The organism is Methylobacterium terricola (genome assembly GCF_006151805.1).
GTDB lineage: Bacteria > Pseudomonadota > Alphaproteobacteria > Rhizobiales > Beijerinckiaceae > Methylobacterium > Methylobacterium terricola.
In genome coordinates this window covers 128,885-151,999 of record NZ_VDDA01000012.1, presented here as the reverse complement: position 1 = coordinate 151,999, position 23,115 = coordinate 128,885, and the positions used below count along the sequence as shown (strand labels likewise).

Here is a 23,115-nt window from a genome sequence, read left to right as displayed (position 1 = left end):
GCGCCCGTTCGCCTATCGTGTGCGCTGCCGCGCGACCTGCCGACGGACTGGACTGGCAGACGGCTCAACGTCAGCCACTCCCTTTCCCGGACGACTGAAGCATCAGCGGAAGGAGATCCGGGATCCAGCGGAAGACGTGCCGCGAAGCGGTTCTGTGTGGTGCACCGTTGCAGACAGGCAGACGCTCCGCGGCTTTTTATGCTGGATCCCGGATCTCCTTCCGCTATCGCTCCAGTCGTCCGGGAAAGGGGAGGGTGTTGTAGCCGGTTTCTCCTGCACGGCTACTCGTCAGTATGATCGGCGCTACGCCCGCCGCTGCCCCGTCTCCTTCGCCGCGAACCCCTCCAAAATCTTGTCCAAGGTCAGCGGGTAGTCCCGGATCCGGATCCCGGTCGCGTTGTAGACCGCGTTCGCCACCGCCGCCCCCGCGCCGCAGATCCCGAGCTCGCCCAGTCCCTTGCTCTTCAGGGGATTCGCCTTGTCGTCGAGCTCGGGCAGGAACACCGCGTCGATCTCCGGCAGGTCGGCATGGACCGGGACGTGGTACTCGGCCAGGTCGTGGTTGACGAAGGTGCCGTAGCGCGGATCGACCTCGATCGCCTCCATCAGCGCCGCGCCGACGCCGAACACCATGCCGCCGATCGCCTGCGAGCGCGCGGTCTTCGGATTGAGGATGCGTCCGCCGGTGAACACGCCGAGCATGCGCCGCAGCCGGATCTCGCCGGTATCGGCATCGACGCCGACCTCGGCGAAATGCGCGCCGTAGGAATATTGCGAGAACTTCTTCTCGTTCTCGCCCGGCTTGATCTCGCCCTCGGCCTCGAGGCCGGAGCCGATCAGGTCGCGCAGGGACGCCGAGCGGTTGCCCGAGGTGATCCGCCCATCCGCGAACACCGCGTTCTTCGGCTCCAGGTCGGTCTTCGCCAGGAGCTGCCCGCGCAGGGCCTCGCAGGCCATGTAGAGCGCGGAGCCCGACGAGGCGGCGCCGAACGAGCCGCCGGAGCCGGACGACATCGGATCGGCGGTGTCGCCGAGGATCATCCGCACGTCGGAGACCTTCACGCCCAGCATCTCGGCGGCGATCTGGCTCAGGATCGTGTAGGTGCCGGTGCCGATGTCCGTCATCGCCATCCGGGCGGTGAGCGTCCCGTCGGGGGCGAGGCGCACCCGCGCCTTGGCGGGCTGGAGCGGGTTGAGCCGTGCCGCGGCCGAGACGCCGGTGCCGACCATCCACTGCCCGTCCCGCACAGCGCCGGGCTTCGCGTTGCGCTTGTCCCAGCCGAACAGCCGCGCGCCTTCCTTCAGGCAGGGCACGAGCTGGCGGGTCGAGAACGGGACGTGCTTCTCCGGGTCCTGCGCCGGCTCGTTGCGGATGCGCAGCTCGATCGGATCGAGGGCCAGCGCCTCGGCCAGCTCGTCCATGGCGCATTCGAAGGCGAGCATGCCGACCGCCTCGCCGGGCGCCCGCATCGAGGAGGCCAACGGCAGGTTGAGATTGGCCAGCCGATGCGCCGTCAGGCGGTTCGGTGCCGCGTAGAGCGAGCGGGTGACGTTGGCCGAGGTCTCGAAGAAGCTGTCGCCCGGCGCCGTGTCGGACCAGGATTCGTGGGCAAGCGCGGTCAGCTTGCCGTCGCGGTCGGCGCCGAGGCGGACCCGCTGCACCGTGTCCGAGCGCCGGGTCGTGACGTGGAAGACCTGCTGGCGGGTCAGCGCGATCTTCACCGGCCGGCCGTTCAGGTTCTTCGAGGCCAAAGCCGCCAGGATCGCGTCGGCCTGCGGCTGCAGCTTGCCGCCGAAGCCGCCGCCGACGAAGCGGCTGATCAGCCGGACGTTGTCCTTCGGCAGCTTGAACACCGAGGCCAGCGCGTCCTGGCCGCGATTCGGCATCTGGTTGGCGGTGATCAGCGTGACCTTGTCGCCCTGCCAGGTCGCGATCGTGGCATGCGGCTCCATCATCGCGTGGGTCTGCACCGGCGTGGTGTAGCGCGCGTCGATCTTGACGGGGGCTGCCGCGAAGCCGGCCTCGAAATCGCCGAGGCTCGAATCCGGCGGCGTCTTCGCCTTCTCGGGCTTCTTCGCCTCGGCCAGCGCGTCGGCCAGCACGTAAGATCCCTTCTGCTCGTCGTAAGCGACGCGCACGGCCGCCGCCGCGGCGCGGGCCTCCTCGAAGCTCTCGGCGACGACGAGCGCGACCGGCTGGCCCCAATGCTTGATCTCGGTATCGGCCAGCAGCGGGCCGACCTGCTCCTTCTTCTCGCCCTGCGGCGGCACGTTGCGGTGGGTGAGGATGTGGACGACGCCGGGCATCCGCTCGGCGGTCGCGGTGTCGATGTCCCTGATCCGGCCCTTGGCGACCGTCGCCGTGACGACGAAGCCGTAGCCGGGATTCGTCATCTCCCGGCTCTCATAGGCGTAGGTGGCGTGGCCCGTGACCTTGAGGGGGCCGTCGACGCGGTCGATCGGCTGGCCCACTGGGCCGTTGGGTTGGGTGTCGAGGGGCGTGACGCCGATCGGCTGGCTCATGTCCATGGCTGTTCTCCGGATCCGGCGATCAGGCGCGCATCGCTTCCGCGACCGCGGCCGCGAGGGTGCGCTTGGCAAGCGGGATCTTGAAATCGTTGGCGCCGTAGCCGCGGGCGCCTCTCAGGGCCGCCTCGCCGGCGGCCCCGACGCCCTCGCGCACCAGCGCCGCTTCGGCGTCGGCCACCCGCCAGGGCTTGTGGGCGAGGCCGCCGAAGGCGAGGCGGGCGGACCGGACCTTGTCCCCGTCGGCCTCGATGACGGCCGCCACCGAGACCAGGGCGAAGGCGTAGGACGCCCGGTCGCGCACCTTGCGGTAGACATGGCGCCCCTTCACCGGCGTCGGCAGGGTGACGGCGGTGATGATCTCGCCGGGCTTCAGGGTGGTCTCGACCTGTGGCGTGTCGCCGGGCAGGCGGTGCAGGTCGGCGATCGGGATCTTCCGCTCGGCCCCGTCCGGCGTCACGGTCTCGACCGTGGCGTCGAGCGCCCGCATCGCGACCGCCATGTCGGAGGGGTGGGTGGCGATGCAGTGATCGGACGCGCCGACCACCGCCAGGATGCGGTTGAACCCGCCGATCGCCGAGCAGCCGGAACCGGGCTGGCGTTTGTTGCACGGCATCGCGGTGTCGTAGAAATACGGGCAGCGGGTACGCTGCAGGAGGTTGCCGGCCGTCGTCGCCTTGTTGCGCAACTGGCCCGAGGCGCCGGCCAGCAGCGCGCGGGACAGCACGCCGTAATCGCGCCGTACCCGCTCGTCGGCGGCGAGATCGGCGTTGCGCACCATCGCGCCGATGCGAAGCCCGCCCTCGGCGGTCGCCTCGATCTTGTCCAGCGGCAGGCGGTTGACGTCGACGAGGTGGGTCGGCGTCTCGATCTGCAGCTTCATCAGGTCGAGGAGGTTGGTGCCGCCGGCGATGAAGCGGGCATTCGGCTGCGCGACGACCGCCTTGGCGGCCTCCGTGATGCTCGCGGGGCGCTCGTAGGTGAAAGCCTTCATGGTCGCCCCCTCAGAGCCGGGTCGCCGCGCCGCCGGCATCCCGGATCGCCGCGACGATGTTCGGGTAGGCGGCGCAGCGGCAGATGTTGCCGCTCATCCGCTCGCGGATCTCCGCGTCGGTCAGGTCGGTCGTCGCGGTCAGGTCCTGCGTCACGGTGCTGGGCCAGCCGGCCTTGGCCTCGGCGAGCATCCCGGCGGCCGAGCAGATCTGGCCCGGGGTGCAGTAGCCGCACTGGAAGCCGTCATGCTTGACGAAGGCGGCCTGGAGCGGATGCAGATGGTCGCCGTCGGCCAACCCCTCGATCGTCTTGATCTCGTCGCCCTCGTGCATCACCGCCAACGTCAGGCAGGAATTGATGCGCCGGCCGTTCACCAGCACCGTGCAGGCGCCGCACTGGCCGTGGTCGCACCCCTTCTTCGAGCCGGTGAGGCCAATGCGCTCGCGCAGGGCGTCGAGCAGCGTCGTGCGCGGGTCGATCTCGAGGGGGCGGGCCTGGCCGTTGACCGACAGAGTCACCGGCATGCGCGGCGTCGCCGGTGCGGCGGCGAGCGCCGGAGGCGTCGGTGCGGCCGGCGCGGGCGCGGCCTGCACGCGGCCGGCAAAGCCCAGCACCGCGGCCGCCGCGACGCCGCTCTCCAGCACGCTCCGGCGCGTCGGACGCGGCGCGGAATCGGACTTGTCCATGGTGCCTCCCGGCTCGGAAACGAGGTGACGGCGCAGCGCGCAGGCTGCGCCAGCGCGGCCGTTGGGCCGCGACGCGATTGCTCACCAAACGTTCTGGGGGGGTGGAGAGGTCCCGCGGGCGGGGCGGGTGCGGCACTGCGTGCGATGCGCGTTCGATCATTCGCCGCGCGCCTGAACCCTCCCCCCTCTGCGGGGGAGGGTGCCCCGCGAAGTGGGGCGGGAGAGGGGACGGCGCTTCCGGAAATGTCGCGAGCGTGGTGACGAGCGCACCCTGGATCGGCGTCGCGTTGCCCCTCTTCCGCCCGGCTCCGCCGAACACCTTCCCCCCGCAGAGGGGGAGAGGTGTGCGTGGCGCGACATCAAGTATCTATGAAATATTATTAATTAGTAGATAACAATAATTATGATAAATGGAATAAAATAATATATGGCAGTCCAGCATCAAGATCGGAAGATCCGCGTATACTGCGTCTCGTGCCGGAACGAGCCGAGATCGAGCCGCACCGTGGCCGTCCCGACCTCGTCGAGGCCTAAGTCCTGCACCGCCTCCGCCAGGGCCGCGGCCTGCGGCATCAGGGCGGCGACCACTCGCGTGCCGGCCGTCTGGCCGACGGGGGCGAGGCGCAGCGACGCCGAGACCAGGTTCTGCAGGAAGGCCGCGAGATAGGCCGCCAGCATGGTGCCGCGGTGGAGCCCGTGCGCACCGGCTGCGGCGCCGACCGCGACCGGGTAGGCCACCGGCCCGTCGAGATGGCGCGCAAGATCCGCGAGGCGCGGGGTGTCCCAGGCGACGCGGGTGGCGTCGAGGAACGAGCGGCCCTGCTGGCTGGTCTCGAGATGAAGCTCCCGCGACGGGCTGAGCGCGAGGGCGAGGTCGTTGACGGCGACCAGCGCCTCGGCATCCCCTGCCGCCGCGGCGCGGTGCGCGTGGGCGGCCAGGATCGCGTCGCTGCGCCCGGCGCCGTGCTCCAGCACGTCGGCGAGCCAGGCGCGCAAGCCCGCCTCGTCGCGGACGTCGCCGGCCTCCACCGCCCATTCGAGGCCGTGCGAGTAGGCATAGGCGCCGACGGGATAGCCCGGCGAGAGCCAGGCGAGCAGCACCAGGGCGTCCGGAATCTGCTCAGCCATGGTCATGGTCGTGCGAGTGGCCATGGTGATGATGCCCGTGCCCGTGATCCTGGCCGTGCGAGTGCCCGCCCGCATAGGCGCCGCCCTCGGGCCGGAACGGCCGCTCCACCGCGGTCGCGGTGCCGCCCAACCCTTCGACCATCGCGGCGAGCACGTGGTCATAGGCGATCCAGAGCGCGTCCGGACCGATCTCGGCCGGGATGTGCCGGTTGCCGATGTGCCAGATCAGCCGCTTGAGGGCGTGGTCGGTGGGGGCGCGGATCTCCAGCAAGCGCTCGGGCGCCGCTTCGACCCAGACCAGGCGCCCGTCCTCGAGCCGGAGCGCGTCGCCGTCGTCGAGCACCGCCGGCTCGGCGAGGTCGAGCAGGAAGGCGAGGCCGCCGACGCCCCGCATCGCCATGCGGCGGCGGTGGCGGTCGCCGGAATCGAGCACGATGCGGTCGACGATCTCCCCGGAGCCGAGGGCGTCGCGGCGGATGACGCGGGTGGCGCGGATCATCGCGCCGCCTCGCGCCGCCACCCGCCGGGTCCGCGGACCGCGTCGTCGCCGTGGGGGTCCGGCAGGAAGCCGTGCATCAGGATCTCCTCGTCGGTGAACGGGCAGGATTCCGAGACGCTGCCGTCGAACAGGGCACTCTCCAGCACGGCCCGGGCCTTCGTCCGGATAGACCCCCGCGACCAGCCAGGGAAGCGCCGGTTGCAGGCTCAGGCTGTCGGTCTCGCTCACGGCTGGAAATCCGGATCGAGGCTCGCGGCCGGAATGGCCCGCAGGCTCGGGTTGCGGGCGATCAGGCGCGCGATGGCCACGCGCTGCGCTTCAGGGTGTGGCGCCAGCGGGGCGTTGCCCGCTGCGGCTGCACCTGGACCGTCAACAGGTGGACGAGCAGCACGCCCAGGTGGGATTCGAGCGCCGTGCGCGGGCTGCGGCCCACGCTCTCCACCTCGTCGAGCAGATTGGCGATACCGAGATACGCGCGATCACGGCTCGCAGGAGCCTGGCTCTGCTCACGCGTCCAGCGGTGGGAATCCGTGTCGCAGGCGCCGGATTCCGGCGCCCGCCCGGCCAGCTTGGGCATGGCGAGCCCTCCTGCGATGCAGGATAGCTCAGAACAGGAAGTAGCGCTGCGCCATCGGCAGCACCTCGGCGGGCTCGCAGACCAGCAATTCGCCGTCGGCGCGCACATCGTAGGTCTCGGGATCGACCTCGATCACCGGCGTGGCATCGTTGTGGATCATGCTCTTCTTCGAGATGCCGCCACGCACGTTCTCGACCGCAACCATCTGCTTCAACACCCCGAGCTGCTCGCGCAGACCCGCGTCGATCGCCGCTTTCGACACGAAGGTGAGGGCTGTCGTCGCCGGCACGCGGCCGAAGGCGCCGAACATCGGGCGGTAATGCACCGGCTGCGGCGTCGGGATCGAGGCGTTGGGATCGCCCATCGGGGCGGCCGCGATGGCGCCACCCTTGAGGATCAGGTCCGGCTTCACCCCGAAGAAGGCCGGCGACCACAGCACGAGGTCGGCGAGCTTGCCGACCTCCACGGAACCGATATGGCGCGAGATGCCGTGGGCGATGGCCGGGTTGATCGTGTACTTGGCGACGTAGCGCTTGGCCCGGGCATTGTCGTTGCCGGACGAATCGCCCGGCAGCGCGCCGCGCTGGCGCTTCATCTTGTCGGCGGTCTGCCAGGTGCGGATGATCACCTCGCCGACCCGGCCCATCGCCTGGCTGTCCGACGACATCATCGAGAGCGCGCCGATATCGTGCAGGATGTCCTCGGCGGCGATCGTCTCCTTGCGGATCCGGCTTTCGGCGAAGGCGAGGTCTTCCGGGATCGACGGGTCGAGGTGGTGGCACACCATCAGCATGTCGAGATGCTCGTCGATGGTGTTGCGGGTGAAGGGCCGCGTCGGGTTGGTGGAGGAGGGCAGCACGTTCGGCAGCCCCGCCACCTTGATGATGTCCGGCGCGTGGCCGCCGCCCGCCCCCTCGGTGTGGAAGGCGTGGATGGTGCGGCCCTTGAACGCCGCGATCGTGTCCTCGACGAAGCCCGATTCGTTGAGCGTGTCGGTGTGGATCATCACCTGGATGTCGTGGGCATCGGCCACCGACAGGCAGCAATCGATCGCCGCGGGGGTCGTGCCCCAATCCTCGTGCAGCTTCAGCGCGCAGGCGCCGGCCCGGATCATCTCCTCCAGGCTGTCGGGCTTCGAGGCGTTGCCCTTGCCGGCAAACGCCAGGTTCATCGGGAAGGCGTCCGCCGCCTCGATCATCCGGGCGATGTGCCAGGGGCCGGGCGTGCAGGTGGTGGCGAAGGTGCCGTGGGCCGGACCCGTGCCGCCGCCGAGCATCGTGGTGATGCCGGAATTCAGCGCCTCGTCGATCTGCTGCGGGCAGATGAAGTGGATGTGGCTGTCGAACCCGCCCGCGGTGAGGATCTTGCCCTCGCCGGCGATCACCTCGGTGCCCGGCCCGACCACGATGGTGACGCCGTCCTGGATGTCCGGGTTGCCGGCCTTGCCCAAGGCTGCGATCCGCCCGCCCTTCAGGCCGACATCGCATTTCACGATGCCCCAGTGATCGAGCACCACCGCGTTGGTGATCACCGTGTCGACGGCGCCGCCGGCATTGCTCGCCTGGCTCTGCCCCATCCCGTCGCGGATCACCTTGCCGCCGCCGAACTTCACCTCCTCGCCATAGCGGGTGTGGTCCTGCTCGACCTCGATGACGAGGGACGTGTCGGCGAGGCGGATGCGGTCGCCCTTGGTCGGGCCGAACATCGCCGCATAGGCGGAGCGGGGGAGGCTGGCGGGTTTGGGGGTGTTGGACATCAGACCGCTCTCCGCGCCGCGACGGCGGATTGATCGAAGATGGATTCGAGGGCCGGGTTCGTGCCGCGGCATCCAGCCACGACGTTTTCGGCCCAGGTAACGTAATCGAGGACCCGCGTCCGGTCCCAGTCATCGGGAGGGCTCGACGCCAGGGATCGCAGATTGCTGATTTTGTCGGCGATCTTGATCGCCTTGGCATCCGGCGACTTGTGCGATGCCCGCCCGACCTGGAGGCGCTTGCGCTCGGCCTTGGGCAGCGACTTGTCATCGCTGACCTCGGCCACGAGATCCGCCACGACGGAGCCGAAGAGGCTCGCGAGTTCCTCGTGGGTCGTGCCGGTATCCTCGACCGTGTCGTGGAGCCAGCCTGCCGCGATCAGCCAGGCGTTCGGCTCGTCCACGGTGTCGGCAAGGAGAGCGGCGACTTCCGCAAGGTGATTCACGTAGGGTTCCCGGGCGGCACCCTTTCGGCGCTGGTCCGCATGCCGGCGGGCTGCGAAATCGGCCGCTCGCGTGACGAGCGCCACATGCTCGCGGAGTACCTTGTCGTAGGGGCTCACAGCGCCCCCATCACGTCACCCCGGAACCCGTACACCGCGCGCCCGCCGCCCATCGGGATCAGCACCACCTCCCGGGTCGAGCCCGGCTCGAAGCGGACCGCCGTGCCCGGGGCGATGTCGAGGCGCTGGCCGCGGGCCTTGTCGCGGTCGAAGCGGAGCGCCGGGTTGACCTCGAAGAAGTGGTAGTGCGAGCCGACCTGGATCGGCCGGTCGCCGGTGTTGGCGACCTCGATCACCGTGCGGGGCGCACCCTCGTTGAAGACGATCTCGCCGTCCGGCGTCGTCACCTCGCCCGGCACGTCGGTGGCGGGGGTGCCGCGGATCGGGTGGTGGACGGTGACGAGCTTGGTGCCGTCCGGGAAGGTCGCCTCGACCTGGATGTCGTGGATCATCTCCGGCACGCCCTCCATCACCTGGTCCGCGGTGAGGACCTGGGCACCGAGGCGCATCAGCTCGGCCACGGTGCGGCCGTCGCGGGCGCCCTCGACCACGAAATCGGTGATCAGGGCCACCGCCTCCGGGTGGTTGAGCTTCACGCCCCGTGACAGGCGGTTGCGGGCCACCATCGCCGCCATGGCGACGAGGAGCTTGTCCTTCTCGCGGGGGGTCAGCAGCACGGGGGCGTCTCTCCGGTCAGTGTGGCCTCCATCCATTGCCGAGGCGCGGGGCCGAGGCAAGATCGGGGTCCGAGGCAAGAGTGGGCAGGCAAGAGTGGGCAGGCAAGAGTGGGGCAGGCAAGAGTGGGGCAGGCAAGAGTGGGGCAGGCAAGAGTGGGGCAGGCAAGAGTGGGGCAGGCAAGAGTGGGGCAGGCAAGAGTGGGGCAGGCAAGAGTGGGGCAGGCAAGAGTGGGCAGGCAAGAGTGGGCAGGCAAGAGTCGGCAGGCAAGAACCGAGCCGTCAGCTCTGCCAGACCCGCGGCAGCGGGCGGCCCCGGAAGCCCTCGAGGATCCGCGCGGCGGCGAGGCGCAAGGGGCCGATCTCGGCGCCGAGCAGGCGCAGCACCAGCAGGCCGTTCCAGGCGCTGGCCCCGGCCTCGACCGACAGGCTCTCGCAGCCGGACGCCGCGATCAGATCGCGGGCCTGGTCGAGCCGGCTCTCGGCGTCCGGGGCGAGGTGGAGCAGGGTCGCCATCGCCCGGGCGCCGCCGGCGACCGACCGCTTGGCGAGCATGTCCGAGATATCGGCCTCCAGCCGGAACGTGTCGGCGTAAGTCAGGCGCCCGGCCCGGCGCAGGCGCCAGGAATCGGTCAGCGCGCCGTCGCGCATCACCTCGCCCCGCGCGGCGCGGCCGAAGACCAGGGCCTCGAACAGGGTGAGCCGCGCATCCGGGGCGATCTCGGCGGTGAAGCTGCGGGCGAGCCGCGCACCGTCGAACAGGATCGTCTCCTGCGGCAGCCAGGCCAGGGCGGCCTCGGCGTCGAGGGTCAGCGCCACGTCGAGCCGCGTCACCGGTCCGTCCGAGCGGTAGATCTTCTCTGCCGCCGTGGTGGTCAGAACGAGGTCGGAGCCCGGACCCAGCCGCGCCTCGACCGTGAAGCGGTCGCCGCAGGCGATGCCGCCGGCGCTGTTGAGCAGCACCGCCTCCATCGGGCCGGGCTCGGGCCGGGGCAGGCGCAGGCGCAAAGGGCCCGATTCGGCGAGGTCGGTGGTGCGGGTGGCGCCGCCGGGCATCCGCGCGACCGCGATCGCCACGTGGCCGATCGAGCGCTGGCGGCGGAGGGCGTCGGGGACGGGGGAATTCTGCATCGGGCGGCCGACCACGGGCGCGGATCGGCCCACAGCCACGCTTAGACCGCGCCGGCGGCCCCGCAGGCAAGCCCCGCGGGAGAGGATCGAGCCCCGCGGGACAGGATCGAGCCCCGGCAGGACCGGATGATGCCGGCGAACCGGCCGGCGCGCGGCAGAATCTGCCGCCGGACCCGGGGAGTCCGGCGTCTTCGCGCGGGCGCCCCCTGCTAGGCTCCCCCCATCAACGGGAGCCCACGATGCCAGCACCTCTCCTCCACATCGAGACCACCCCGGACCTGCCGGCCTCCGCCGAGGTCGTGGTGATCGGCGGCGGCGTGGTCGGCACCTTCACGGCGTATTACCTGGCGCGCCGCGGCGTCAGCGTCGCCCTGGTCGAGAAGGGCCGCATCGGGGCCGAGCAGTCGAGCCGCAACTGGGGCTGGTGCCGGCAGCAGAACCGCGATGCCCGCGAGCTGCCGATGGCGACGAAGAGCCTCGACCTGTGGGACCGCCTCAAGGCCGAGATCGGCGAGGATGTCGGCTTCCGCCGCTGCGGCCTGCTCTATCTCAGCAACGACGAGGCCGAGATCGAGCGCTGGGCGAAGTGGCGCGACTTCGCCGCCGGCGAGGGCGTCGTCACCAACATGCTCAGCGCCGCGGAAGCGCGCGAGCACGGCAAGGCGACGGGCCGCAACTGGAAGGGCGGCGTGTTCTCGCCGACCGACGGCATCGCCGATACCTCCCGGGCGGTGCCGGTCGTGGCGCTCGGCGTGATGAAGTACGGCGGCACCGTGCATCAGCTCTGCGCCGCCCGCGGCGTCGAGCTCGAGGGCGGCCGGGTCTGCGGCGTGGTGACCGAGAAGGGCACCATCCGCACCCGCAAGGTGGTGATGGCCGGCGGCGCCTGGGCGTCGTCGTTCGTCCGCCAGCTCGGCATCCGCTTCCCGCAGGCGGCGGTGCGCCAGTCGATCATGGCGGTCGGCCCCAACGTCGCGGGCCTGCCGGATGCGCTCTACACCGCGGGCGTCTCCCTGACGCGGCGCGGCGAGAGCGGCGGCTACAACCTGGCGATCAGCGGGCGGGCCCGCGTCGACCCGACGCCGCAGCAGATCCTGTTCGCCCGCGAATTCGTGCCGATGTTCGCCAAGCGCTGGCGCGTCCTGGCGCCCGGCGGCGCCGAGGCCTGGCGCAGCGGCCACGAGGGCGTGAAGAAGTGGCGCCTCGACCGGCCGACGCCGATGGAGCGGGTGCGCATCCTCGATCCGCGCCCCGACCCGAAGCTCATCGCCGAGACCCACCGCCGCGCCCTCGAGATGCTGCCGGCCCTGCGCGAAACGACGATCACCGCCTCCTGGGCCGGCTACGTCGATTCGACCCCGGACGGCGTGCCGGGCATCGGCGAGGTCACGGGCGTGCCCGGCCTCGTCCTGGCGGCGGGCTTCTCCGGCCACGGTTTCGGCATCGGCCCGGGCGCCGGCCACCTCATCGCCGACATCGTGTCGGGCGCCGACCCGATCGTCGATCCCAAGCCCTACCATCCGGACCGGTTCGGGGCCTCGGCCTGGGGGAAGGTGGCGGAGTTCTAGGGGAGCGGCCTCGGCTGCGGCGGGGGATGGGGCCGCGCGAAGGCGCGCGCCCTCCGCACCGAAACGGATTAGAGTCTCCTCCGCTCACGCGGAGGACGCGCCATGTCATCTGATGCTCCGTCATCCGACGCCATCGTGTCGGAGGCCACCTGCCGGGTCGTGCGTCCAGGGCCCGACGTCATCGGCAAGCAGGCGTTGACCTACGCTCCGGCGGTCTCGGCCGAGTCAGTGGGATCGACCGGGCTGCACATGCAGCTCGTCACCCTGCCGCCGGGGGCACGGGCCAAGGCCCACCTGCACGAGGCGCACGAGACGGCGTTGCACGTGCTCTCGGGGGTCGCCGGCACCTGGTACGGCCCGCGGCTGGAGCACCACCTGTGGAGCCGCGCCGGCGACTTCGTCTACATTCCGGCCGGCGTGCCGCACCTGCCCTACAATGCGAGCCGCACCGAGACCTGCACGGCGGTGATCGCCCGCACCGACCCGAACGAGCAGGAGAGCGTCGTGCTGCTGCCGGAGCTCGATGCGTTGCGTCCGCCGGAGGGGGACGTGATGGCGGAGGAATAGCTTGTCGTGCGCCGCCCTTTCCCGGATCTGCTTCCGCTGACGCGTCAGTCGTCCGGGAAAGGGGGAGTTTCATCAGAAGAGGGCTGACGCAAATAATCAGCCCTCGTTGCCTCACATCGACGTCGGCCGTCCGGCCGCCACCACGAGCAGCTTGCCGTCCCCGAGGGTCCGCGCCGCCGCGCGGCGGATGTCGTCCTGCGTCACCGCACCGATCAACCCGTTGCGGCGGGCGATGTAGTCGATGCCGAGGCCCTCGAAGGCGATCTGCACCAGCTGGTGGGCGATCTTGGTCGAGGTGTCGAAGCCGAGCGCGTAGGAGCCGGTGAGGTAGTCCTTGGCCTTCTGCAGCTCGTCGTCGGAGGGGCCGTCGCCGGTCAGGCGGGCGATCTCGTCGGCGATCACCGTCAGGCACTCGGCGACGCGCTCGTTCTTGGTCGCGGTGTAGCCCCAGGTCATCGAGGCGGCGCGGTGGCTCACCAGCGACGTTCCCACGGAATAGGCCAGACCGCGCTTCTCGCGCACCTCCTGGAACAGCCGCGAGGTGAAGGCACCGCCGCCCAGGATGTGGTTCAGCACGTAAGCCGGAATGAAGTCGGGATCGCGCCACGGCACGCCGTCGGTGCCGAAGCGCAGCACCGATTGCGGCACGTCGAGATCGACGACGATGCGCCGGCCGAGGCCGGTGATCCGGGTCGGCGGCACCACCGTGAGCGCGCCGCCCTCCGGCAGGGCGCCGAAGGCGGCGTCGAGGGCGCGCACCAGCGCCTCCTCGCCGATCGCCCCGACGGCCGCCACCTTGACCCGGCCGCGGGCGAGAAGGCGCCGGTGCATCGCCACGAGGTCGTCGCGGGTGATCGACGACACGCTCTCGATCGTGCCCGAGGAGGGCCGGCCGTAGGGGTGGCCCGGATAGGCCTCGGCGAAGAAGCGGCGCGAGGCCATCACGCCGGGGTCGTTCTGCTGGTAGCGCAGGCCGGCGAGCATCTGCGCCCGCACCCGCTCGATCGCCGCCTGATCGAAGCGGGGCTGGGCGAGCGCGAGCGCGAGCAGCTCGATCGCCTCGTCGGCGTGCTTGACCAGCATCTTGAGCGAGCCGCCGATGGCATCCGGCCCGGCATGGAAGCTCAGCTCGATCGCGCGGGCAGCGAGCCGCTCCTGGAAGGCGTCGGAATCGTGCGGGCCGGCGCCCTCGTCGAGGAGGCGCGCCAGCATCTGGGCCGTGCCGGCCTTGCCGTCGGAATCCTGCGCGGCGCCGCCCTCGAAGGTGAAGGCGAGGGCGATCAGCGGGACGATCGGCGACTCGACGTGCCAGGCCTCGATGCCGCGGGCCGAGAGGATGGAGCGCGCCTGGGTCGGGGACGAGGAGGAGTCCGGGGCGGCGGCAGTGCGGGTGACGGCGTCGGCCGGGGTCATGAGGACCTCTTGTTATCGCTCGAAAAAAGAAGGTCCGCCCGGCGGCATGCGCCCCGGGCGGTCTCAAGGTCGTGGGGTCAGGCCGCAGCGGTCCCCTTGGTCAGGTAGCCGGTGACCGAGCGGGCCGGCACCAGGTAGCGCTCGGCGACCGCGGCGAGGCGGGAGACCTGCACCGCCTCGATCTCGGTCGGCCAGCGCCGCACCTCCTCGATGCTCTCGCCGATCGCGAGCGCCGAGCCGAAGATGCGGGCGAGCGACGACTGGCTGTCGGAGGAATAGACCGTCTCGGCGACGAGGCGGGTCTTCGCCCGCTCGATCGCGTCGGCCGACAGGGCCTCGGAGGGCGCGCGGGCGAGCGCCCGGTCGAGGGCCTCCTCCAGCTTCTCGAGGCTGACGCCCTCCGCCGGCACGGCGTAGACCGAGAAGCGGGTGTCGTCGATCGCCGAGCCCATGTACCAGGCGCCGGCATTCACCGCGACGCCCTGCTCCAGCACCAGGCTGCGGTAGAGGTACGAGGTCGGCCCGCCGCCCAGCACCTCGGCCAGCAGCTCCAGGGCGTGGCTCTCGCCGTCGCGGGCGGTCATGCAGGACGGGGTCAGGTAGAGCCGCTGCAGGGTCGGCTGCTCGACCTTCGGGTCGGCGACGCTGAGGCGCCGGGCCGCCCGCGGCTCCGGCTCCCGCGGCCGCAGCCGCTGCGGCCGGGCGCCCCGCGGCGCTACGACGCCGTAGGTGTCGTCGGCGAGCCGCCGGACCTCGTCGGCGGTGACGTCGCCGGCGACCACCAGGATGGCGTTCTCCGGGGTGTAGAAGCGGCGGTAATAGTCGAGGGCGTGGGTGCGGTTCAGCTCCTCGATCTCGTGCATCCAGCCGATGATCGGGATGCCGTAGGGATGGTGCACGAACAGCGAGGCCGCCATCGCCTCGGAGAGCTGGGCCGCCGGGTCGGTCTCGACCCGCATCCGGCGCTCCTCCAGCACCACGTCGCGCTCGGGCGCCACCACGGCGTCGTCGAGGATCAGGCCGGTCATCCGGTCGGCCTCGAAGCCCATCATGGTCTTGAGGTTCTCGCGGGCGACGCGCTGGAAATAGGCCGTGTAGTCGAACGACGTGAAGGCGTTCTCCTGGCCCCCCAAGCTCGACACCGCCTTCGAGAAGGCGCCGACCGGATGGGTCTCGGTGCCCTTGAACATCAGGTGCTCGAGGAAGTGGGCGATGCCCGACTGGCCGAGCGGATCATCGGCCGAGCCGTTGCGGTACCACACCATGTGGGTGACCACCGGCGCGCGGTGGTCGGGCACCACCACCACGTCGAGGCCGTTGTCGAGCACGAAGGACGCCACTTCGGGACCACCTGCCTCCGCACGGCCGAAGGGCGCCGCGTCGGTGCGCAGGGTGGCGCTGACGGGGCAGGCGAGGCCGGGGGCGGGGCGCATCCTGACTGGGGGCATCCTGATCTACCTTAGCCGGGTGGCCGGACAGGCCACCCGTGTTGGATCGTGAACCGGCTCACTTAAGGGAGGCTTGCGGCTCATGCGAGTCACTGGCCAGCGGGGACGTCGAGCCGGCCGGCGGGCCGGCCACCGGGGACGCTGACCGTTAGAGACCCTGTTCTAGAGCATTTTGTGGCGGGGGGGACCCGAAGACTGCCGAGAAATGCACCCCACGCAGGTCTGGCCTGGGTTCCCGCAGTCGAAGCGTGGCCGCAAAATTTCGGCGAAGCTTGGTCGATCTGCCGAAATATCAATGCTCGTCCCCCAGGGCGGCAGAGCCCTGCGTCCGGAGCGGGGCTCGGGACGGCCGAGCCTCGCGGACGGCGTGACCGCGCGGACGAAAAAACCCCGGGCCGTGGGGACGGCCCGGGGCGGACGATCCGGTTCGGATCTCGCAAACGTTACTGACGCGCGCGCAGGTACGCCCCCGGATCGGCCTGCTCGCGGTCGCTGATCATCGCGTTCGGGCCGCGCTCGGTGCGGGCGAGCTTGCCATTCGGCGGCTTGCGGTAGCCGGTCGGCGGCTCGGTCAGCGTGTCGCGGCTCGGCTCGACGTCGGAGAGGTTCGCGTCGTCGTCCTTCTTGCCGGCAAAGAGCTGCATCGGGTTGAGCCAGAACGATTCCTTGACGTTGTCGCCCGGCTTGTAGGTCGGCTCCGTCGTCACGCTGGCGCCCTCGCGCCGGCCGGCCCGCATCTCCTGGATCGGCAGCGTGGCGTTGTTGTCGCTCATCCGGCCGCCATAGCCGCGGGTGATCGGCTTGCGGTCCTCGGCGGCGCGGCGGTCGCGGGCGGCGGTCTCGGGATCGGTCGGCCATTGCGGGTTGGCCTCGCGCACGGCGCGGCGGTCGACCGGCGGCGGCAGGGCGGCCTTGTCCATGTGCGGCGGCAGGACCAGGGGCGCACGCTCGCGGTAGGTGATGGACGGCCGCTCGGGCTCGATCAGGCCGATCGACGACAGGGCGTTCTTCATCGCCGTGCCCTCCTGGGCCTGGGCCCCGGTGGGAAGGCTGAGCCCGGCGGCGACCGTCACCGCGGCGAGTATCGTGCGCTTGTCGAGCATGCTGGCCCCTGCCTGTTCCGCCCCGTCGTTGACAGCTTGGGTGGTGGCGGTTTCGGGCGAAGGTATGGCGTGGCCGTAGGCCCGCGCAACGCCGCGGACGGGCGTGGCGCCCGCGACACACAGGCAGTTTCAGGCGGGATCCTGGGTTGCCGGCGCGCGGCGGCGCTCCAGCACCAAGCCGTCATAGAGCAGCCCGACCACGCCGAAGACGATGCCGGCATCCGCCACGTTGAACACGTACCAGGACCAGGTGCCGGCATGGAGATGGACGAAGTCGAACACCGCCCCGTAGGCGGCGCGGTCGATGGCGTTGCCGATCGCCCCGCCGACGATGAGGCCCAGCGACCCGGCGAGCCAGCGGCTGCCGGCCCGCGCCATCCAGACCGAGAGCGCCACCGAGGCGACCAGCGACACCGCCACCAGGATCCAGCGCCCGAGCGCCGAATCCTGCTGGAACAGCCCGTAGGAGACCCCGCGGTTCCACACCACGATCAGCTGCGCGAAGGGCGCGAGCACCACCGGCTCGCGCACGGGCAGGTCGGCGACGAACAGGAGGCCGAGCTTCGTCGCCTGGTCGAGGACCAGGGTGACGAGCGCGACCGCAAGCCCGAAGGGGAGGGGACGCATGGTTTTTCCTCGCCCTTGTCCTCGCCTTACTCGGCGGCCTTGGCGTGGAGCGCGTCCCACTCGCGCAGGGCCTGCGCGTCGCGGGGCGTCACGTCCGGGTAGTCCGGATCGCTGCCGACGCTCACCAGCACCTTCCACGAGCGGGCGCATTTGCGCCCTTCGGCGAGGGCCGGCACCACCGCGACGCCCTTGACCTCGTCGAGGCGGAAGGCCTCGGCGGGTCCCTCGCCGCCTTCGACCGCGATGTCGGAGGTGATGCAGACCTCCGCGAAGTCGATCCCGTCGAGGCTCGCCAGCAGCTCCGGATCGGCGACGAAGACCCTCGGGGCCGCTTCCAGGCTGGCGCCGATGCGCTTGCCCGCGCGCTCGATCTCGAGGGCGCCCGTCACCACCCGGCGCACCCGGCGGATCTTGGCCCAGCGCTTGGCCAGCGCCTCGTCGCGCCAGGAGGCCGGGGTCTCCGGCAGGGTCTCGGTATGGACTGAAGCCGTCTCGGACGGGTAGCGCGCGAGCCAGGCTTCCTCGGCCGTGAAGGCGAGGACCGGGGCGAGCCAGACCGTGACCCGCTTGAACACCTCGTCGACGACGGTGAGCGCGGCGCGCCGGGTCTCCGACGAGATCGGATCGCAGTAGAGCGCGTCCTTGCGCACGTCGAAGTAGAACGACGACAGGTCGCCGGTCATGAAGCCGTTGAGCAGGGCCACCACGCGCTTGGTGTCGAAGGTGCGGAAGGCGTCGCGGATCTCGCCATCCAGCTCGGCGAGGCGATGCAGGATGAACCGCTCCAGCTCCGGCATCTGCGCCGGCTCGACCCGGTCCTCGGGCCGGTGATGGGCCAGCGTGCCCAGCATCCAGCGCAGCGAGTTGCGCAGCTTGCGGTAGGTCTCCGAGAAGGTCTTGATGATCTCCGGGCCGATGCGCAGGTCGTCGGTATAGTCCGAGGCCGCCACCCACAGGCGCAGGATGTCGGCGCCCGAGCCCTTGATCACGTCCTGGGGCGCGACGACGTTGCCCTTCGACTTCGACATCTTCTCGCCCTTGGGGTCGAGGACGAAGCCATGGGTCAGCACCACGTCGTAAGGAGCGCGGTCGCGGGTGCCGCAGGATTCGAGCAGCGAGGAGTGGAACCAGCCGCGATGCTGGTCCGAGCCCTCGAGATACATCACCGTGTCGTCACCGCCGTCGCGGCGGCGGCGGATGCCGGCGAGGCCCGGGAAGGCTTCCGGATCGTCGAGCGTGAATGCGTGGGTCGAGCCGGAATCGAACCACACGTCGAGGACGTCGGTCACCTTCTCGTAGGCGGCCGGGTCGTGCTCGGGCGCCAGGAACCGGGCGCCGTCGGCATCGGTGAACCAGGCATCCGCCCCCTCCGCCGCGAAGGCGGCGTGGATGCGGGCATTGACCGTCTCATCGCGCAGGATCTCGCCGGTCTCGCGATGCACGAAGACCGTGATCGGCACGCCCCAGGCGCGCTGGCGCGACACCACCCAGTCGGGCCGGTTGGCGATCATGCCGGTGATGCGGTTCTGGCCCTGCGGCGGCACCCACTGGGTGACGGCGATCTCGCGCAACGCCACGTCGCGCAACGTCGCGTCGTTCAGCGTCGCCACCGGCTTGTCGAGGGCGATGAACCATTGCGGCGTGTTGCGGAAGATGACCGGCTTCTTCGAGCGCCAGGAATGCGGGTAGCTGTGCTTGAGCGTGCCGCGGCCGACCAGCGTCCCGGCGGCGGTGAGCGCCGCGATCACCGCCTTGTTGGCGTCGCCCTTCTGGCCCTTCTCGTCGAGGACGCGCTTGCCGGTGAGGCCGGGGGCGGCCTCGGTCAGGACGCCGTCGGCGTCCACCGTATAGGGGATCGCCGTCTCGATGCCGCGCTCGCGGAGCTGGCGGCCATTGGCCATCCAGACCTCGAAATCCTCGCGGCCGTGGCTCGGGGCGGTGTGGACGAAGCCGGTGCCGGCCTCGTCGGTGACGTGCTCGCCCTCCAGCATCGGCACCGCGTGCCCATAGCCGGCGTTCCAGCCCGCCAGCGGATGCGCCAGCGTCAGGCCGGCCAGCGCCTCGGGCGTGACGTCGCTCAGTCGTTCGAAGGATTCGACGCGCGCTGCCTTGAAGACGTCGCCCGCCAGTTTGTCAGCAACAACGTAACGAACACCAGGTTGAGACCAGTTCTCTTGAGGCGCAGCAACGACACGATACAGTCCGTAGGAAACTTTTCGGGAATAGGCGACGGCCCGGTTGGCCGGGATCGTCCAGGGCGTGGTGGTCCAGATGACGACGCGGGTGTCTTGCAAGTCCGGGGCCGTCGCCGACGCGACGACCGGGAAAGCGGCCCAGATCGTGTCGCTGACGTGGTCCTCGTACTCGACCTCGGCCTCGGCGAGCGCGGTCTTCTCGACCACCGACCACATCACCGGCTTCGAGCCGCGATAGAGCTGGCCCGTCGTGGCGAAGGTCATCAGCTCGCGGGCGATCGCGGCCTCGGCCGGGTAGGCCATGGTCAGGTAGGGATGGTCCCAGTCGCCGGTGACGCCGAGGCGCTTGAACTCCTCGCGCTGCACCGACAGCCAGTGCTCGGCGAAGGTCCGGCACTCGCGCCGGAACTCGACCACCGGCACCTCGTCCTTGTTGCGGCCGGCGGCGCGGTACTGCTCCTCGATCTTCCACTCGATCGGCAGGCCGTGGCAATCCCAGCCCGGGACGTAGTTGGCGTCGTGCCCGAGCGACCCCTGCGTGCGGACGACGATGTCCTTCAGGATCTTGTTGAGCGCGGTGCCGATATGGATGTGGCCGTTGGCGTAGGGAGGGCCGTCGTGCAGCACGAATTTCGGCCGGCCGGCGGCGGCCTCGCGGATGCGGGCGTAGAGGTTCGTGCGCGCCCAGCGCTCCAGGATCTCCGGCTCGCGCTGCGGCAGGCCGGCCCGCATCGGGAACTCGGTGACCGGCAGGAACAGGGTCTCGGAATAGTCGCGCCCGGCGGCGGGCTTCGTCTCGGTCATGGGGTCAAGGCTCGTCTGACGGGCACCAAGCCGGTACGAACCGACCCGGGCCTTGAGGGAATCGCGGCGGCGAAACGGCAGCAACCCGGCCTTCCGCGCGGCCGCGAGCGGCCCTCAGGCGGAAGCCGGGCTCGTAATTCGCCGGATGGCGACGCAGCGCGGGTGCGATTCGGTCATCCGGCGCTTCTAGCAGCGGCAGGCGGGCGGGGGAAGCGGGGTGATGCGGTGGACGGGCCGGCCGCCATCGGCTCTTCGTGGAAGGCCTGATATCCTTGCGTCATCGTCGGCATCCCGGCGTTCGGCGGGGGGATCCTATCCGTGCCCGCCATGGACGAGGATCCGCCGATGCGGGACGGGGAGGTGCGGAATGTCGTGTGATGGGAGGACCGCCGCTGCCCCCGCCGGTCCGACGGTCGCGGCGCTCGCTGCCCTCGGCCCTGCCGTCGGACCGATCCGCGACGAGGCCCGAAGCCAGGGCGTCGACTTCGTGCGCCGCCTGTTCGAGGAGTGGGCCTCGGGCGCGAACCGGTTCGATCGCCCGGGCGAGATCTTTCTGGGAGTGTGGCGCGGCGACCGCCTCGTGGGTGTCGGCGGGCTGAACCGCGACCCCTACGCGGCCGGGGGCGATATCGGGCGGGTGCGGCACGTCTACCTCCTCGGGGCGCATCGGCATCTCGGCCTCGGCACCCTGCTGGTGACGCGCCTCCTGCGGGAGGCAGAGGGCCATTTCCGGATCGTGCGCCTGCGTGCGGCCTCGCCGGAGGCGGCGGCGTTCTACCGGCGACTCGGTTTTGCGGAGTGCGCCGACCCGGCCGCCACGCACCTCATCCGCGTGAGACCCATCCCGTGATGCGCGTCACCAGCCCGGCATCGACCGGCATCATCGGGCCGATCCGCAGGACGAAGCCGTCGATGGTGGTCGGGCGGTCTCCGATCATCGGTGGCCGGCGGACGGAACGGGGCGTCGCTTGCGGCGGTTGACCCGGACGTTCACCCGTTCCGGGAGGTCGCCATGCGGGGTCCGCTCTTCGCCCTCGCGCTCACCGCCGTTCTGACGACGCCGGTCGTGGCGCGGGAGGTCCGATCGCCGCCACGGCCGGTTCCGGAAGATGTCGATGCCACCGGCTCCGTCACCCCGACCGACCCGCTGCTGATCCCCGACGAGGACAGCGGAACGATGCGGCGGGCGCAGCGCCCGCGCCCGCGGGATGCCGACACCGAGGCGCCGATCCGCGAGTTCATCCCGGAATGACGAGCGAGCCGCCCGAGCCGGGACTCATCCCAGCATCGAGGGCGTGCGGTCCTCGGCCAGCATCCGCCGCGCCTCCGCCGCGTCCTCGTGCATGCGCGTGACCAGCGCCTCGGCGCTGTCGAAGCGCGCCTCGCCGCGGATGAAGCCGACGAACTCGATCGCGATGCGCTGGCCGTAGAGGTCGCCGGAAAAGTCGAACAGGTAGGTTTCGAGGAGCGGCGCGCCGTCATCGAAGGTCGGGCGGCGGCCGTAGCTCGCCACGCCGTCGCGCACGCCGCCGTCGCGCAGGCGGACGCGCACGGCATAGATGCCGTGGGCGAGCGCGCAGGCCTCGAGCGCGACGTTGGCGGTCGGGAAGCCGAGGGTGCGGCCGCGCTTGTCGCCGTGGCGCACCTCGCCCTCGACGAACCAGCGATAGCCGAGGAGGTGGTTGGCGGTCGCCACGTCGCCGGCCTCGAGCGCCGCCCGGATCGCGCTCGACGAGACCGGTGCCTCGCCGCCACCGGCCGCCACCGCCGGGACGATGCGGCAGGCCAGGCCGTTCTCGGCGCAGAGCGCCTCCAGCATCGCCGGCGTGCCCTCGCGGCCGCGGCCGAAATGGAAGTCGTGCCCGATCACCACGCCGGACAGGCCGAGCTCGCCCTTGAGGGTGTCGGCCACGAAGGCGGCCGCCCCGGTGCCGGCGAGGCCTGAGTCGAAGCGGCGCACGAAGGCGCCGTCGAGGCCGAGGCGCTGCAGCACCGCCAGCTTCTCGGGCTCGCCGGTGAGGCGGAACATCGTCGCCTCGGGCGAGAAGAAGACGCGGGGATGCGGCTCGAAGGTGAGCACCGCGCTCGGCCGGCCGAGTTCCGCCGCCATCTCCCGCACTGCCGCGATCAACGCGCGGTGGCCCTTGTGGATGCCGTCGAAGTTGCCGAGTGCCGCGACCGCGCCCGCCAAGCCCTCCGGCACCGCCTCGCCGTCACGGTGGACGGGGAGGGACGCGACGGGGCGCGGGGCGGTCTCGTCGCGCGGCATCAAGGGTCCTTGGGCGTTGAGCGGGCGGGAAGAGGTGTCGGAAGCGGCCGGACCCTGTCGAAATCCGGTCCGTGGGTCAAGCCGGATGCGGTCCTGGCGGAGCGCGCGCGCCGGCCGCCGGGTTAACCGGTTCTCAAGGCGCGTGGAGGTAGAAGATGAGGACAGAGGCGCCGCCCGGCGCTTCGTCTCATGATCCAAGCGGGTTTCGTCGCGCACGGGGATGTGTCGCGCCCGCGAACGGAGCCGTAAGCCATGGCCCTTGACCTCGGCATGCCGATCCTCGTGGTGGACGATTACCAGACGATGGTTCGCATCATCCGCAACCTGCTGAAGCAGCTTGGCTTCGAGGATGTCGACGACGCCTCGGACGGCACCGGCGCCCTGGCGAAGCTGAAGACGAAGAAGTACGGCCTCGTCATCTCCGACTGGAACATGGAGCCGATGACCGGCTACGAACTGCTGCGCCACGTCCGGGCCGACGACGCCCTGCGCACCACGCCGTTCATCATGGTCACCGCCGAGTCGAAGACCGAGAACGTCATCGCCGCCAAGAAGGCCGGCGTGAACAACTACATCGTGAAGCCTTTCAACGCCCAGACGCTCAAGACCAAGATCGAGGCGGTCTGCGGCGCCTGACGCCGACGGCTCGGT

At 70.9% G+C, this 23,115-nt stretch carries 22 protein-coding genes; 5 read left to right on the top strand and 17 right to left on the bottom strand.

Features of this window, described 5'->3' with window-relative positions; all coding sequences use genetic code 11:
• Positions 1-303: 303 nt before the first annotated feature.
• From FF100_RS22990 to FF100_RS22945, 11 genes are all read right to left on the bottom strand, one after another.
• Entirely contained in the window at positions 304-2,529 is a 2,226-nt protein-coding gene (locus FF100_RS22990) for a xanthine dehydrogenase family protein molybdopterin-binding subunit (RefSeq protein WP_139038084.1), read from the bottom strand.
• 22 nt (positions 2,530-2,551) lie between these two features.
• Positions 2,552-3,520 carry an FAD binding domain-containing protein gene (locus FF100_RS22985; RefSeq protein ID WP_139038083.1) on the bottom strand — a complete coding sequence of 323 codons (969 nt, stop codon included), beginning with the start codon at positions 3,518-3,520 and terminating at the stop codon, positions 2,552-2,554.
• Between the two features lie 10 nt (positions 3,521-3,530).
• Positions 3,531-4,205, bottom strand: a complete 675-nt coding sequence (locus FF100_RS22980; protein WP_139038082.1) for a 2Fe-2S iron-sulfur cluster-binding protein — start codon at positions 4,203-4,205, stop codon at positions 3,531-3,533.
• Between the two features lie 441 nt (positions 4,206-4,646).
• Entirely contained in the window at positions 4,647-5,333 is a 687-nt protein-coding gene (locus tag FF100_RS22975) for an urease accessory protein UreF (RefSeq protein WP_425463342.1), read from the bottom strand.
• On the bottom strand, positions 5,326-5,832 hold the full coding sequence (locus tag FF100_RS22970) for an urease accessory protein UreE (RefSeq protein WP_139038081.1): 507 nt from the start codon (positions 5,830-5,832) through the stop codon (positions 5,326-5,328). Before FF100_RS22970 ends, FF100_RS22975 begins: the two co-directional genes overlap by 8 nt.
• Positions 5,829-5,978, bottom strand: a complete 150-nt coding sequence (locus FF100_RS37235; protein ID WP_171070296.1) for a hypothetical protein — start codon at positions 5,976-5,978, stop codon at positions 5,829-5,831. The genes FF100_RS22970 and FF100_RS37235 overlap by 4 nt, the downstream gene beginning before the upstream one ends.
• A gap of 143 nt (positions 5,979-6,121) precedes the next feature.
• The gene (locus tag FF100_RS22965) at positions 6,122-6,409 is read right to left on the bottom strand and encodes a DUF29 family protein (RefSeq protein ID WP_171070295.1); all 288 of its coding nucleotides are present in this window, start codon (positions 6,407-6,409) and stop codon (positions 6,122-6,124) included.
• A 28-nt stretch (positions 6,410-6,437) separates the two neighbouring features.
• Entirely contained in the window at positions 6,438-8,165 is a 1,728-nt protein-coding gene (gene ureC, locus FF100_RS22960; RefSeq protein ID WP_139038079.1) for an urease subunit alpha, read from the bottom strand.
• On the bottom strand, positions 8,165-8,725 hold the full coding sequence (locus tag FF100_RS22955) for an HD domain-containing protein (RefSeq protein WP_246102254.1): 561 nt from the start codon (positions 8,723-8,725) through the stop codon (positions 8,165-8,167). Before FF100_RS22955 ends, ureC begins: the two co-directional genes overlap by 1 nt.
• Positions 8,722-9,342 (bottom strand): urease subunit gamma, encoded by a 621-nt coding sequence (locus tag FF100_RS22950; protein WP_139038078.1) that lies wholly within the window; start codon positions 9,340-9,342, stop codon positions 8,722-8,724. The genes FF100_RS22955 and FF100_RS22950 overlap by 4 nt, the downstream gene beginning before the upstream one ends.
• A gap of 279 nt (positions 9,343-9,621) precedes the next feature.
• Positions 9,622-10,470 carry an urease accessory protein UreD gene (locus FF100_RS22945; protein WP_139038077.1) on the bottom strand — a complete coding sequence of 283 codons (849 nt, stop codon included), beginning with the start codon at positions 10,468-10,470 and terminating at the stop codon, positions 9,622-9,624.
• A gap of 239 nt (positions 10,471-10,709) precedes the next feature.
• Between FF100_RS22945 and FF100_RS22940 the strand changes: the two genes are divergently transcribed.
• Together FF100_RS22940 and FF100_RS22935 are read left to right on the top strand one after the other, a co-directional pair.
• A complete protein-coding gene (locus FF100_RS22940; protein ID WP_139038076.1) occupies positions 10,710-12,038 on the top strand; it encodes an NAD(P)/FAD-dependent oxidoreductase in 1,329 nt (442 codons plus the stop codon).
• A gap of 102 nt (positions 12,039-12,140) precedes the next feature.
• Complete coding sequence (locus FF100_RS22935) at positions 12,141-12,605, top strand: cupin domain-containing protein (protein WP_139038075.1); 465 nt, start codon at positions 12,141-12,143, stop codon at positions 12,603-12,605.
• Positions 12,606-12,716: 111 nt separating this feature from the next.
• Here the strand turns inward: FF100_RS22935 and FF100_RS22930 are convergent, their stop codons facing one another.
• From FF100_RS22930 to ileS, 5 genes are all read right to left on the bottom strand, one after another.
• On the bottom strand, positions 12,717-14,018 hold the full coding sequence (locus tag FF100_RS22930; protein ID WP_139038074.1) for a M16 family metallopeptidase: 1,302 nt from the start codon (positions 14,016-14,018) through the stop codon (positions 12,717-12,719).
• Positions 14,019-14,095: 77 nt separating this feature from the next.
• A complete protein-coding gene (locus FF100_RS22925) occupies positions 14,096-15,451 on the bottom strand; it encodes a M16 family metallopeptidase (protein WP_246102252.1) in 1,356 nt (451 codons plus the stop codon).
• 458 nt (positions 15,452-15,909) lie between these two features.
• Positions 15,910-16,569 carry a hypothetical protein gene (locus FF100_RS22920; RefSeq protein ID WP_139038072.1) on the bottom strand — a complete coding sequence of 220 codons (660 nt, stop codon included), beginning with the start codon at positions 16,567-16,569 and terminating at the stop codon, positions 15,910-15,912.
• Between the two features lie 129 nt (positions 16,570-16,698).
• A complete protein-coding gene (gene lspA, locus FF100_RS22915; protein ID WP_139038071.1) occupies positions 16,699-17,196 on the bottom strand; it encodes a signal peptidase II in 498 nt (165 codons plus the stop codon).
• Between the two features lie 26 nt (positions 17,197-17,222).
• A complete protein-coding gene (gene ileS / locus FF100_RS22910) occupies positions 17,223-20,195 on the bottom strand; it encodes an isoleucine--tRNA ligase (RefSeq protein ID WP_139038070.1) in 2,973 nt (990 codons plus the stop codon).
• Positions 20,196-20,562: 367 nt separating this feature from the next.
• On the opposite strand from ileS, the gene FF100_RS22905 reads away from it, so the two are divergent.
• Together FF100_RS22905 and FF100_RS22900 are read left to right on the top strand one after the other, a co-directional pair.
• Positions 20,563-21,045: a GNAT family N-acetyltransferase gene (locus FF100_RS22905; protein WP_171070294.1), complete on the top strand. Its 483-nt coding sequence runs from the start codon at positions 20,563-20,565 to the stop codon at positions 21,043-21,045.
• Between the two features lie 162 nt (positions 21,046-21,207).
• Positions 21,208-21,447, top strand: coding sequence for a hypothetical protein (locus FF100_RS22900; RefSeq protein ID WP_139038068.1), 240 nt, complete (start codon positions 21,208-21,210; stop codon positions 21,445-21,447).
• Positions 21,448-21,471: 24 nt separating this feature from the next.
• Here FF100_RS22900 and FF100_RS22895 read toward each other — a convergent pair whose 3' ends face one another.
• Positions 21,472-22,464, bottom strand: a complete 993-nt coding sequence (locus FF100_RS22895) for a bifunctional riboflavin kinase/FAD synthetase (protein WP_139038067.1) — start codon at positions 22,462-22,464, stop codon at positions 21,472-21,474.
• A gap of 252 nt (positions 22,465-22,716) precedes the next feature.
• Here FF100_RS22895 and FF100_RS22890 point away from each other — a divergent pair, with 252 nt between their 5' ends.
• Positions 22,717-23,100, top strand: a complete 384-nt coding sequence (locus tag FF100_RS22890) for a response regulator (RefSeq protein WP_048452414.1) — start codon at positions 22,717-22,719, stop codon at positions 23,098-23,100.
• Positions 23,101-23,115: the final 15 nt, after the last annotated feature.

Bases quoted from the DNA above. Each gene is read 5' to 3' on its own strand.
- FF100_RS22905 (WP_171070294.1), top strand. From the start codon at position 20,563: ATGTCGTGTGATGGGAGGACCGCCGCTGCCCCCGCCGGTCCGACGGTC.
- FF100_RS22990 (WP_139038084.1), bottom strand. From the start codon at position 2,529: ATGGACATGAGCCAGCCGATCGGCGTCACGCCCCTCGACACCCAACCC.
- FF100_RS22925 (WP_246102252.1), bottom strand. From the start codon at position 15,451: ATGCGCCCCGCCCCCGGCCTCGCCTGCCCCGTCAGCGCCACCCTGCGC.
- FF100_RS22900 (WP_139038068.1), top strand. From the start codon at position 21,208: ATGCGGGGTCCGCTCTTCGCCCTCGCGCTCACCGCCGTTCTGACGACG.
- FF100_RS22940 (WP_139038076.1), top strand. From the start codon at position 10,710: ATGCCAGCACCTCTCCTCCACATCGAGACCACCCCGGACCTGCCGGCC.
- FF100_RS22895 (WP_139038067.1), bottom strand. From the start codon at position 22,464: ATGCCGCGCGACGAGACCGCCCCGCGCCCCGTCGCGTCCCTCCCCGTC.
- FF100_RS22890 (WP_048452414.1), top strand. From the start codon at position 22,717: ATGGCCCTTGACCTCGGCATGCCGATCCTCGTGGTGGACGATTACCAG.
- FF100_RS22930 (WP_139038074.1), bottom strand. From the start codon at position 14,018: ATGACCCCGGCCGACGCCGTCACCCGCACTGCCGCCGCCCCGGACTCC.
- FF100_RS22970 (WP_139038081.1), bottom strand. From the start codon at position 5,832: ATGATCCGCGCCACCCGCGTCATCCGCCGCGACGCCCTCGGCTCCGGG.
- FF100_RS22965 (WP_171070295.1), bottom strand. From the start codon at position 6,409: ATGCCCAAGCTGGCCGGGCGGGCGCCGGAATCCGGCGCCTGCGACACG.
- FF100_RS22985 (WP_139038083.1), bottom strand. From the start codon at position 3,520: ATGAAGGCTTTCACCTACGAGCGCCCCGCGAGCATCACGGAGGCCGCC.
- ureC (WP_139038079.1), bottom strand. From the start codon at position 8,165: ATGTCCAACACCCCCAAACCCGCCAGCCTCCCCCGCTCCGCCTATGCG.
- ileS (WP_139038070.1), bottom strand. From the start codon at position 20,195: ATGACCGAGACGAAGCCCGCCGCCGGGCGCGACTATTCCGAGACCCTG.
- FF100_RS22920 (WP_139038072.1), bottom strand. From the start codon at position 16,569: ATGCTCGACAAGCGCACGATACTCGCCGCGGTGACGGTCGCCGCCGGG.
- FF100_RS22945 (WP_139038077.1), bottom strand. From the start codon at position 10,470: ATGCAGAATTCCCCCGTCCCCGACGCCCTCCGCCGCCAGCGCTCGATC.
- FF100_RS22975 (WP_425463342.1), bottom strand. From the start codon at position 5,333: ATGGCTGAGCAGATTCCGGACGCCCTGGTGCTGCTCGCCTGGCTCTCG.
- lspA (WP_139038071.1), bottom strand. From the start codon at position 17,196: ATGCGTCCCCTCCCCTTCGGGCTTGCGGTCGCGCTCGTCACCCTGGTC.
- FF100_RS22935 (WP_139038075.1), top strand. From the start codon at position 12,141: ATGTCATCTGATGCTCCGTCATCCGACGCCATCGTGTCGGAGGCCACC.
- FF100_RS22980 (WP_139038082.1), bottom strand. From the start codon at position 4,205: ATGGACAAGTCCGATTCCGCGCCGCGTCCGACGCGCCGGAGCGTGCTG.